Consider the following 11,273-nt stretch of genomic DNA (forward strand, 5'->3'; position numbering starts at 1 on the left):
AGTTTTACTGTAAAAGGCCCGCATTATATATGCGGGCTTTTTTTATTAACTTTTTGTTCAGTTTTATTTGAAATGCTAATACGTTTGTCTACACTAATTAATGTAAAAAGTTAATTAGTGTAACTTAATGTTTAAAAGTGTAACCAAGGAAGGGCTGCATCTATTTCTTGGCGACGCAGACTCTGTATTTCAAGGAACTGAATAATGAAAGCACTCCTTTTTCTACTCCCATTTAGTAGTTCTGTATTGGCAGTTAACCCCTCTTTTAGTGAAGTTAGAGTAGGTTTCGAAACAATTAGCTACAGCGAAACTTTAAATGATGTTGCAGGCTTTGGGAAACTTAATCAATCTATTGATGTAACAAACCCTGCCGTACGGCAAATTTCATACACAGGTATCGATGATAACTGGGGCTTTTATATTGAAAGTGCTGCAACAATATCCACAGAAATTGAAACTGAGACGTGGTACATGGATGACTTTGGTGCTATTCAAGAAAATGCATTTAAAACGAAAGCGAATGAAATTGGTTTTAAGGGGGCGTATAATTTTTCTCAAACAGTGCAATTTACACTAGGGACAAAGTTTTTTACTTCTAGTTTCACGCGTTCGAATTTTGCATTTGTACAACCCGGTGCAACAGCATTCGACGAAGCATTAATCGCATTATCAGATGATCCAAATAATCCCGCGCGATTTACATTACCCGGTATGAATTCAGGTAATAATACAGGAGAGCAGCAGGATTATGCTTTGCAGTTACGTCCGGTTATTTCGGTTTCTGAAGATCAAATGGGGATCTTGCTGACCATAGGAGCGCGTTACGATAGTCGCTTGCAAAAGAGTTTTAATAAATATAGTTGGTATATTGAAACTGAATTAAGTACACCTATGTATTCTGAGATTCAGAATACGCAATTTGAAACCTCGACACTCACTGATAGCTTTAATGGTTGGGGTGTTATGGGGCGGGTAGGAATGCGATATCAAGTACTGTCTCATATCGCATTGATTGGTGGAATCGATGCTCAGTATAAGTCACGTGATATTGTGACCAAGAATCTAGAAAACGGTCAACGCCTTCGTGTACCTGAAGTTGAATACAGTAATGTATCGTTTGCATTAGGCTTACAATGGAGCTATTAATACTCGGTGATTCACTTTTTTAATGAGACTGTACATTCCGATAAGCAGATTACGCGAGTGAATTTGTAAGTGTCTCAGATACGACGACCATAACTTATTGAGTAAACTAAAAGCCACGGTTCGCTGTGGCTTTTTATCAACTTTACATTGTCTTGTTATTTAGCGGTTTGAAATAGGTACCCTAAGCTTAAACGGTGTATTTCAGCACTTTTTATTTTTTTAGATTAAACTTCTAAAATAAGAATGAAAACGATCTTAAAATTAAACAATAGACTGGTTGTGTTTACATAAAAACGCAAAATTTCCTCATCAATTGCATTAAAATCCTCGTCAATATTCTCAACGTATTAAGGCGAGATCTTTATGACTACATTAAACAACCAGAATCTTTTACAACTTCGTTTTGTAAGCCAATCACATATTGACGCAGTAAAGCCTTCTTTTGCTAATTTACCCGCTAACCCATACGCAGATGGTGCATTTCGTAAACGTCGCTATTCGGTAATTAAAGTGGTTGATGGCGAATTAAAATTACAACCAACAAAAGCATTTGTTCAAGATGATTCAATCAATACGTTTCAAGGGAATGTAGAGCGTACCTATGAGAATCTTGAAGACAGCTTATTAGCCAGTGATGGCATGAAGCAAATTGTTAATCAATTCCGTGAAATGACCGGCATCAGTGCTGACCGTGATATTGAAATTCATCAATTTAGAATGCTTGCGATCGACAGTGACACACCTGCTGCACCTGAAGGGGTTCACCAAGATGGTTTCGACCATGTATGTGTCTGTGGTGTATCACATGAAAACCTCGAAGGCGGTGAGCTACTTGTTTACGAGAATCAACAAGCTGAGCCTTGCTTTAAAATGGAAATTAAAGACGGCATGTTCGCACTCATTAATGACCGTGAAGTGTGGCACAACGCAACACCAATGAATAAATTAGATGCAAGCAAAGAGGGTTACCTTGATTGCTTCGTGCTAACTGCGTAAGGAAAATACGATGAACTTAACGCAATTACGTCGTCAATTTCCGGCATTAATGCAAAATGTGGCTGGTACATCGCCAGTTTTCTTAGATGGTCCCGGTGGCTCACAAGTACCGCAGTCTGTTTTAAGTGCCATGAGTGCGTATTTAGGTTATTTCAACTCAAACCTAGGCGGTGCTTTTTTCTCAAGTGATAAAACTGTTGAGCTAATGGCCGATGCTCGCCAAGCAGCGGCAGACTTACTGAATGCGCCTTCTAAAGAGCAAATCGTGTTTGGTGCTAACATGACAAGCCTCACGTTTAGCTTTAGCCGTGCGATTTCTCGAGATTGGACTGCTGATGATGAAATTATTGTCACTAACGCAGATCACTACTCAAATGTATCCTCTTGGCAGCAAGCAGCTGAAGATAAAGGCACATTAGTTAAAACGGCTTTAATTAACGAAGCCGATTGTAGCTTAGATATGGCTCATTTTGAGAGTTTATTATCAAGTAAGACAAAACTCGTTGCCGTGACATATGCATCAAACACCACTGGTTCAATTAACGATATTAAACGTGTTGTCGAGCTTGCCCATGCTGTTGGTGCCCTTGTATACGTGGATGCAGTTCACTTTGCACCGCATGAGCTGATTGATGTTCAAGCACTTGATTGTGACTTTTTAGCATGCTCTGCCTATAAGTTTTTTGGTCCTCATTTGGGTCTTGTATACGGTAAGCGTGAGCATTTAGAAGGTTTCACCCCGTATAAAGTAGAACCCGCGAAAGACGTCATCCCAGGCCGTTGGGAGACGGGGACACAAAGCTTTGAAGCTTTAGCTGGCTTAATTGCTGCCGTTGATTACATTGCTGCTATTAGCGAGTTGGATGATAGTCATTCGCGCCGAGAAAAATTAGCGGCTGCTTTTGCTATTACTAAACAACATGAAATGACGCTCAGTAAGCATTTCTTAACTCGCTTAGCCGATTACTCACGTATTAAATTGTTTGGTATTAATGACGTTGCGCGCTTATCAATGCGTACTCCAACCTTTGCATTAATCTTTGAAGGCATTGAACCGCGTGTTGTATCTGAATTTTTAGGTAAACATCACATTTGTGTATGGGATGGCAACTTTTATGCACAAGGTTTATGCAAGCAATTAGGTGTATTAGACACGGGGGGTGTAGTGCGTATTGGTTGTATGCATTACAACACAATTGAAGAGCTTGATCAGGTGTTCGATTTGTTTGATCAGTTATTAAAAATAAATTAATACCTTTAAACATGATGCTACAATATGGTTGTAGCATCATTTTCTTGTGACTTTCTTTTACAGCGCTTTAAAACGAATCGCGACACCACCACTTGTGGCAAGTTTTAAAGTGAGTTTATCGCTTGCAGACACAATGCGTTTCTCTACTTTTAAGTCGTAGGGATTGTTAACCCATTCAGCTTTATCGCCATCACGGTAAATTTGCGCCTCAAAGCGTTTACCTTTCTCTAAAAAGTCGAGTTTAACTTGCAGTGTACGTGCATTTTCATCAGTGACTGCACCTAGGTACCAGTCATTGCCTGAATAGTGATCGCGTTTACGCTCTTTGCGTGCAAAGACAACGTAATCACCTACTTCACCTTGCAGCGCAATACTGTGTTGCCAATCTGTAGGCACATCTTGAATAAATTGGAACGCATCCGGTTTTGCTAAGTAATTGCGTGGTAAGTCAGCAGCCATTTGAATAGGGCTGTACAGTACTACGTATAACGCCAGTTGCTTTGCAAGTGTTGTTTGTGGACGATTACTATCAGCACCCAACCCATTGAACCCCATATCAAAAATACCAGGGGTGAAATCCATTGGTCCCGCTAACATACGTGTGAAGGCAAGCATTGGAATATGCTCCGGTGGATTAGGCGGTGTGCCCCAAGCATTAAACTCTTGGCCTCGCGCGCCTTCACGTGCAATCCAGTTTGGATAAGTGCGGCGTAAGCCAGTATCTTTAATGGGTTCGTGAGTGTTGATGCTGATTTTGTGCTTTGCTGCAAGTTTCACGTTATAAAGGTATTCATTCACCATGAATTGACCATCGTGCCACTCTTTACGCACTATGCCATTTTCATCAATACGTTTAATATTGCCACCGTCTGCAACATAGCCCGTTTTTACTTGGCTTACGTTTGATTTTTCATACAGTGCAAAGGCATCTTCCATTTGGTTACGATAATTAGTGACATTCCCCGAGGTTTCGTGATGACCAATTAGCTGTACACCTTTCTCTTTGGAGTAGCGAGTAAGCTCTGCAATATCAAAGTCGTCATAGGGTTTGGTAAAACTAAATACATCACCGTTATAGAACCAGTCGCCATCCCAACCAATGTTCCATCCCTCGACAAGTACACCATCAAAGCCATATTGTGCGGCAAAGTCCATATAGTATTTGGTGTTTGCGGTCGTTGCGCCGTGAATTTTTCCACTTCCCCACGTATTTTCATTAATATGCATACCCCACCAAATACCCACATATTTACCGGGCTTAACCCAAGATACATCACCGAGTTTATTTGGTTCATTAAGGTTGAGAATGATGTCAGAGTTAATTAAATCAACTGCTTCATCCCCAATTTGAATAGTACGCCACGGCGTGTTGAATGCGCCATGTTTCTTAACGGCAACCCCATCGGACCACGGTGTTAAGTCAGCTTGGAAAGTACCATCACGGCGTTGGTTTAATACCATACCCGCGTAATCGACCAGCGCAGCTTCGTGGATGCTGATATGAACACCTTCTTTGTTTTTAATAGTAAACGGAGTGTGTACTAAAGGAGCTTTGTGAACAGGCGTGGTGTTATAAACATATTCGTATCGATTCCAACCGCGAGCAGGTATCCACCATGCAGTTGCATTGGCTGAATCGGTGATTGCAAATTCAGTGAGCTCTTTGGTGATCTCTACATCTTCAAAACCTGATTGATTCGGTAGTTCGTAGCGAAAACCGACCCCATCATTAAAGGCACGAAAACGCACAGTAAAGGTGCCACCTTGGGGTTGTGGCTTTTTAAAGGTGACAGCAACTTCGTTGTGGTTATCAACTACCGTTTGGCGTTCACCCCAAGGTTGTTCCCAGCTGCTTTTTACAGAATTAGTCGTTTGGCTGCTAATTTTATAGCCTTCACTCATTGCAGGTTGTTGTTTAAAAACAAGTCCTAAAGCAGAGTGTGCAATAACTTGCTTTCCCGCAAAGCTGATTTCATAGCTAGGGGTGTGTTGTTCATCAGAAATCGTGACTTTAATTTGCCCATCAGGCGAACTGACCGTGGTAGTGTGTGCTAAACACGTCCCTGAGAAGGCAGCGAGTAGTAAGGCTGTATATTTCATTATTATTCCTTGGCGATGCAGAATATGGATTGTTGTCGTATATGTTCCTATAAGCTTTAAGCATAAATTGACTTGCCTGCTAATACGAGTGATCTGCATACGTATTCAATTTTCAGGTTGTAATAGCCGCCTTAATTAAATCGCCTCATTTTGTATTTTTAATTTCGCACACTTTTACTATTTTTCTACTAAGATCTTAAGGAATGAGCTGGTTTCGAATTTGAATTAGGAAAACGTATGAAGTTACAGAGTATTCGTGTCAAAAGTTCACTGCCCATTGTGTTGCTTGGGGTCGCTATTATTATATTAATAGCTGGCTACAGTTATTTAATTAACTTACAAAAAGAAGCCATAGATACGCAATCGGAGCGATTTTTAAATGCGGTGTCAGTTATCGTGAATGCAGATCGAGATTTGTATCAAGCGAAAGTGGCAGAGTTGCACTTAGTGACAATGGATAAAGGTGATCAGTCTTTTCTAGCGGAACATCAAGAAAATGCTGACCAAGTGCAAGAACGCTTTGAACAATATTTATCTTACATGTCACCTTATCCAGAAGTGTTAGCACAGTTTCGTAATTTTAATAGTGCTTTTGATGCATGGTATTCGGCATCGACAGCCTATATTAATAGCGCAACCAGTGCGTCTCAAAATCAAATGGCAGAACAGTCCTTTTCGGCGCTTCGTGACATTTTAGATAAAGCGGGTGAGGTGGCAGAACAAACCTCGCAGTCCGAAACTGAAAAGCTAATGGATAAAATCACAGGTTTTAAAGCATTACTAATGATAATGATTGCCGTGGTATTAGTGGTTGCGGGTTGGTTTAGTTATGTCATTCCACGACAGTTAACGACCCAAATGAATTATGTTACAGAACGAATAAACGAAATTGCGTCTGGTGATGGTGATTTAACTGGGCGTATTAATGTTAAAACCCAAGATGAGTTTGCAGATTTAGCAACCGCGTTTAATCGCTTCTTGGATAATTTACAGCAATTGATAAAAGACATACTTGAACAAGCCAAAGAATTACAAAGTCTCGGGCATGATCTAGATTCGTTTTCAAATCAGAACCATCAGGTTAATCAAAAGCTTAGTCAGGCGTCCGAGTCAATTGTGAGTGCAGTACACGAAATGAGTGTTGCAAGTCGTGAAGTCGCAAATGTGGCGCAACAGTCTTCTCATGAAGCAGATAATTCTCAGCAATTGGCTAAGAAGGGGTTATCAGCGGTTGATAATTCCAGTAAGAAAATCGTTGCTTTGTCTGAGAATATGGATCACGCAACGCAGCGCTCTACCGAGTTACAACAAAGCTCAGATAATATAGCGAAGGTACTGGAAGTGATCCGTGCAATCGCAGAGCAAACTAACTTACTGGCACTAAATGCGGCAATCGAAGCTGCGCGTGCCGGTGAGCAAGGTCGGGGCTTTGCAGTGGTTGCCGATGAAGTAAGAACATTGGCAACGCGTACTCAAGAAAGCACGAACGATATTCAAACCATGGTTGAACAATTTGCTTCAAGCGTTGAGCAATCTTTGCAGGCTATAAACAGTGGTAAGCGTTTTGCCGATGAAGCTGTTGAATCATTCACACAAACGAATGACGTGCTTAATGCGATGCAAGCCTCATCGGTAAAAGTGAATGATATGGCAATGCAAACAGCACAAGCCACTGAAGAGCAAACGGCTGTTGCAGATGAAATTAGCCAGAATTTATCTGATTTAAATGATCAAACCCAACAAGGAGGCGGCTTGGCAAGTTCAACACAAGAAGTGGCAAACCGAATGAATCAGCTCACCAATGAGCTAAATCATTTAGTGAACCGTTTTAAGGTGTAATGCCCCTCTGCGTAAACTATTCTAAAGGAATTAAAAAAGGGCTCAGCGAGCCCTTTTTAATCAATAAACAACCTTACATTACTTTTTCTCAAAAGCGCGCTTCATGTAGTTAGGTGTTGCTAGTGCGCCGTAGTGAATACCAGCGTTGTAGTATTCAGTTCCTTCAGCTAGTGTATTCGCGTCGTCTTCACGAAAGCCATCAAATGCCTGTGATTTACGTGCAAGAGTAACTGACCATAAACCGCTTGGGTAAATTGGTTGTGGAAATGGCAGCGTTTGTAGGTCATTAAAGCCCACGTCTTTCATCGCGTCACGCATCTCAACTAATAAAGGCATGTGCATAAGCGGTGATTCACTTTGTTGAATGAGTATGCCGCCAGGACGAAGTGCTGTTAGACAACTTGTATAAAAAGCATGGTTGAATAACCCTTCACCTGGGCCCACCGGATCGGTGCCATCAACAATAACCACGTCAATTGATTCTGGCGCAGCTTCACGCATGTATTTAATGCCATCATCAAACATCACTGTGGCACGCGGGTCTTGGTTTGACTCACATAATTCAGGGAAGTATTTAAGCGACATTTGCGTTACAACTTCATCAATATCAATTTGCGTGACGCTTTCAACACCAGGGTGCTTTAATACTTCACGCAATGTGCCGCAGTCACCGCCACCGATAATCACTACATTTTTAGGATTAGGGTGCGCAAGAAGAGCAGGATGGCTGATCATTTCGTGATAAAAGAAGTTCTCACGGCTACTTACCATTGTACAACCGTCAATAATCATAAGATTACCGAAGTCAGTTGTTTCATACATCTCTACTTTTTGAAACGGCGATTGCTGTTCATCAAGCTTTTTGTTTATACGCAGTGAAAAGGCGCTACCATCACGGTCACTAATTTCAGTGAACCAGTTGTTTTGATCTAAATTAGCCATCTTGCTTATACACTTTTAGTTAATGGTAAAAAAGGGGGCAATTCTGCCAGTGCTTGGCCAATTGCTCAATCAAATTTTAATCAGTATAGCGAATATTTTTTATCACTTTGGCATATAGGGCAATTTTTGTTAGCGTGGTAGGCGCGAGCGTATTAAAATGCGCGTTTATATTTAACGAATTTACAGAAGACATGGCCATGACTTGGGGTTTAGACAAAGCACGCGAAACGTATAATGTTGCTCATTGGAGTGACGGTTATTTTGATATTAACGCACAAGGTGAGCTGGTCGCTTACCCTGACGGTGATCAAACTAAATCTGCAATTTCTTTATCTGAACTCACCGAGCAATTTAAGAAGCAAGGTCTTACCTTACCTGTTTTAGTTCGCTTTACTGATATCTTGCAAAATCGTGTTGATACGCTGACAAGCGCTTTTACTAAAGCTCGTCAAGCTCGCGACTATCAAGGCACTTATACGTGTGTTTACCCAATTAAAGTGAACCAGCAACGATCGGTCGTAACAAAGCTACTTGCTCACCCAAGTGGTTTAGTGGGTCTTGAAGCGGGTTCTAAACCTGAATTAATGGCAATTTTAGGTGTTGCCAAAGAACCGATTACCATTGTTTGTAATGGCTACAAAGACAGTGAATTTTTACGTTTAGCGTGTATCGGTCAAGGTTTAGGTCACAAAGTGCATATTGTGGTAGAAAAACTGTCAGAACTTAGCACCTTATTAGCTGAAATTGATGACTTGGGTATTGAGCCATCAATTGGTATTCGTATTCGTTTAAACTCTGTGGGCAAAGGTAAGTGGCAGAACACGGGGGGTGAAAAAGGTAAGTTTGGTTTAACTGCTGGGCAGGTGCTGTCTGCGGTTGAATTACTTCAGTCGCGAAACAAATTACATTTAATGCAGTTGGTGCATTTTCATATCGGTTCTCAAATTGCCAATATTCGTGACATTCATCGCGCACTTCGTGAATGTGCACGTCATTTTGCTGAACTAACCCAGTTAGGTGTACCACTTAATACCGTTGATGTAGGTGGGGGTCTAGGCGTTGACTACGAAGGGTCTGGTTCACGTAGTGCGTGTTCTATGAACTACAGTGTTGATGAGTATGCGCGTAATGTTGTGAATGCATTTGCAGAAGTGTGCCAACAACATGACTTAAAGCAGCCTGCAATAATCACCGAATCAGGGCGTGCGCTAACGGCGCATCACGCGGTATTGATTACCGATGTGATTGATGTCGAGCGTGCGCCAAATCATGTAAATCCAACTCCGCCAGATTCAAACAATGTTTTAGTGCTAGATGAAATGTGGCAATGCTTACAGCGCTTAACACCTCGCATGGCGCTGGAGATTTATCATGATGCAATGCATTTATTTAGCGAAGCACATGATCAATATGTCCATGGTCTTCTGACGATGCTGGAATGGGCGAAGCTTGAGCAACTTTATTTTACTATTTTACATCGCGTTCGCGCTTCACTGAGCGACAATGCGCGTGCACACCGTGAAGTGCTCGACGATTTAAATGAGAAGCTTGCCGATAAGTTGTTTGTTAACTTTTCACTGTTTCAGTCGTTGCCAGATGTGTGGGGGATCCAGCAATTATTCCCTGTAATGCCTGTTGAAAATTTACATAAACCACTCACTCAACGCGCGATCATTCAAGATATTACCTGCGATTCAGACGGTCAAATTCGCAATTATGTTGAGGGAACTGGCATTGAAAGCAGCTTACCTATCCCTGAGTATAAATCAGGTCAGCAGTACCACATTGCCATGTTTTTAGTTGGTGCTTATCAAGAAATCTTAGGCGACTTACATAATTTATTTGGTGATACCGATTCAGTGCACGTAGAGCTGACAGAGGCTGGCTACCAATTAACCAATGCGATTAAAGGCGACAGTGTTAAGGACGTATTAAAGTTCGTTGATTATGATAGCGATATTCTGGCTGCCAACTTCGCAAAACGTGTGGATGAGCTGGAAATTGATGCGCAATCTAAGGCACAATATTTGTCTGAATTAAATGCGGGCCTTGCTGGCTATACGTATTTTGAAGATTAAAGGTTAAAGGAATAAGTAGTAATGTCCGTTATTCGTTGTGTATTGAGTATTTTATTTTACACCCTAAATACGCTTTTTTGGTTCGTGCCTATTTTTTTGTGTGGTTTGGTTAAACTCATTCCAATTAAACCATTACAAAAGTTGATGAGTTGGATTGCTAAGCAATGTGCCACAGTGTGGGTTACGTGCAATGGTATAAACCAAAATGTATTTGCTTCTTATCAACTGAATGTAACGGGCCTTGAGCAACTTCGTTCAAAAGACTGGTACTTAGTGATTGCTAATCATCAAAGCTGGGTTGATATTTTAGTCATGCAGCGTATTTTTAATCGCCGTATCCCGTTTTTAAACTTTTTCTTGAAAAAGGAATTGATCTACGTTCCTTTTCTAGGGCTTGCATGGTGGGCGTTAGACTTTCCGTTTATGACGCGTACTAGCAAGTCACAGCTTAAGAAAAATCCAAAGTTGCGCGGAAAAGATTTAGAAACAACGCGTAAAGCCTGTGAAAAATTTAAAGAAATGCCAGTAAGCATCGTAAATTTTGTGGAAGGCACGCGCTTCACCGCTGAAAAACATGCGCGTCAAAAGAGCCCTTTTCAGTACTTATTAAAACCGAAAGCGGGTGGTGTGGCGTTTGTTATGCAAGCTATGGGTGAGCAGATCTCAAAAGTTGTTAATGTCACTATTCACTACCCGGGAGGTATTCCAAGTTTTGTGGATTTTGCCAGTGGCCGAGTGAAGCAAATCGATGTTCGCGTTGAAGTGATGGATGTCAGTCCTAATTTAATAGGTGATTACACTGGTGATGCAGACTTTAGAGTGAATTTTCAAGCGGAGTTAAATCGTATTTGGGAAGAGAAAAACCAGCAGCTTGCCCAGTTTGAATCGCAAGCTGAGTAGATGCTGCTGGCACAGCTGAG

General features: G+C 41.2%; 8 protein-coding genes. 6 read left to right on the forward strand and 2 right to left on the reverse strand.

All coding sequences use genetic code 11. From position 1 onward, the window contains the following. Window positions 1-204 precede the first annotated feature (204 nt). The 3 genes from ACSSVW_RS15075 to ACSSVW_RS15085 all read left to right on the forward strand — a co-directional run bounded on the left by ACSSVW_RS15075 (window position 205) and on the right by ACSSVW_RS15085 (window position 3,394). A complete protein-coding gene (locus ACSSVW_RS15075) occupies window positions 205-1,146 on the forward strand; it encodes an autotransporter outer membrane beta-barrel domain-containing protein (RefSeq protein ID WP_454179591.1) in 942 nt (313 codons plus the stop codon). A gap of 363 nt (window positions 1,147-1,509) precedes the next feature. Continuing rightward, a complete protein-coding gene (locus ACSSVW_RS15080; RefSeq protein WP_075594169.1) occupies window positions 1,510-2,142 on the forward strand; it encodes a 2OG-Fe dioxygenase family protein in 633 nt (210 codons plus the stop codon). A gap of 10 nt (window positions 2,143-2,152) precedes the next feature. Further along, window positions 2,153-3,394, forward strand: a complete 1,242-nt coding sequence (locus tag ACSSVW_RS15085) for a cysteine desulfurase-like protein (RefSeq protein ID WP_180311308.1) — start codon at window positions 2,153-2,155, stop codon at window positions 3,392-3,394. A gap of 57 nt (window positions 3,395-3,451) precedes the next feature. Here the strand turns inward: ACSSVW_RS15085 and ACSSVW_RS15090 are convergent, their stop codons facing one another. After that, a complete protein-coding gene (locus ACSSVW_RS15090) occupies window positions 3,452-5,494 on the reverse strand; it encodes a glycoside hydrolase family 97 protein (protein WP_180311309.1) in 2,043 nt (680 codons plus the stop codon). A gap of 237 nt (window positions 5,495-5,731) precedes the next feature. On the opposite strand from ACSSVW_RS15090, the gene ACSSVW_RS15095 reads away from it, so the two are divergent. Beyond that, on the forward strand, window positions 5,732-7,333 hold the full coding sequence (locus ACSSVW_RS15095) for a methyl-accepting chemotaxis protein (RefSeq protein WP_036974095.1): 1,602 nt from the start codon (window positions 5,732-5,734) through the stop codon (window positions 7,331-7,333). 78 nt (window positions 7,334-7,411) lie between these two features. Here ACSSVW_RS15095 and speE read toward each other — a convergent pair whose 3' ends face one another. Continuing rightward, window positions 7,412-8,275 carry a polyamine aminopropyltransferase gene (gene speE / locus ACSSVW_RS15100; RefSeq protein ID WP_074989836.1) on the reverse strand — a complete coding sequence of 288 codons (864 nt, stop codon included), beginning with the start codon at window positions 8,273-8,275 and terminating at the stop codon, window positions 7,412-7,414. A gap of 197 nt (window positions 8,276-8,472) precedes the next feature. Here speE and speA point away from each other — a divergent pair, with 197 nt between their 5' ends. Both speA and ACSSVW_RS15110 read left to right on the forward strand, forming a co-directional pair. Continuing rightward, complete coding sequence (gene speA, locus ACSSVW_RS15105; RefSeq protein ID WP_454179592.1) at window positions 8,473-10,353, forward strand: biosynthetic arginine decarboxylase; 1,881 nt, start codon at window positions 8,473-8,475, stop codon at window positions 10,351-10,353. 21 nt (window positions 10,354-10,374) lie between these two features. Continuing rightward, entirely contained in the window at window positions 10,375-11,253 is an 879-nt protein-coding gene (locus ACSSVW_RS15110) for an acyltransferase (RefSeq protein ID WP_036974093.1), read from the forward strand. Window positions 11,254-11,273: the final 20 nt, after the last annotated feature.

The organism is Pseudoalteromonas sp. MBR-15 (assembly GCF_053628915.1).

Bases quoted from the DNA above. Each gene is read 5' to 3' on its own strand.
- ACSSVW_RS15075 (WP_454179591.1), top strand. From the start codon at position 205: ATGAAAGCACTCCTTTTTCTACTCCCATTTAGTAGTTCTGTATTGGCA.
- ACSSVW_RS15090 (WP_180311309.1), bottom strand. From the start codon at position 5,494: ATGAAATATACAGCCTTACTACTCGCTGCCTTCTCAGGGACGTGTTTA.
- ACSSVW_RS15085 (WP_180311308.1), top strand. From the start codon at position 2,153: ATGAACTTAACGCAATTACGTCGTCAATTTCCGGCATTAATGCAAAAT.
- ACSSVW_RS15080 (WP_075594169.1), top strand. From the start codon at position 1,510: ATGACTACATTAAACAACCAGAATCTTTTACAACTTCGTTTTGTAAGC.
- speE (WP_074989836.1), bottom strand. From the start codon at position 8,275: ATGGCTAATTTAGATCAAAACAACTGGTTCACTGAAATTAGTGACCGT.
- speA (WP_454179592.1), top strand. From the start codon at position 8,473: ATGACTTGGGGTTTAGACAAAGCACGCGAAACGTATAATGTTGCTCAT.
- ACSSVW_RS15110 (WP_036974093.1), top strand. From the start codon at position 10,375: ATGTCCGTTATTCGTTGTGTATTGAGTATTTTATTTTACACCCTAAAT.
- ACSSVW_RS15095 (WP_036974095.1), top strand. From the start codon at position 5,732: ATGAAGTTACAGAGTATTCGTGTCAAAAGTTCACTGCCCATTGTGTTG.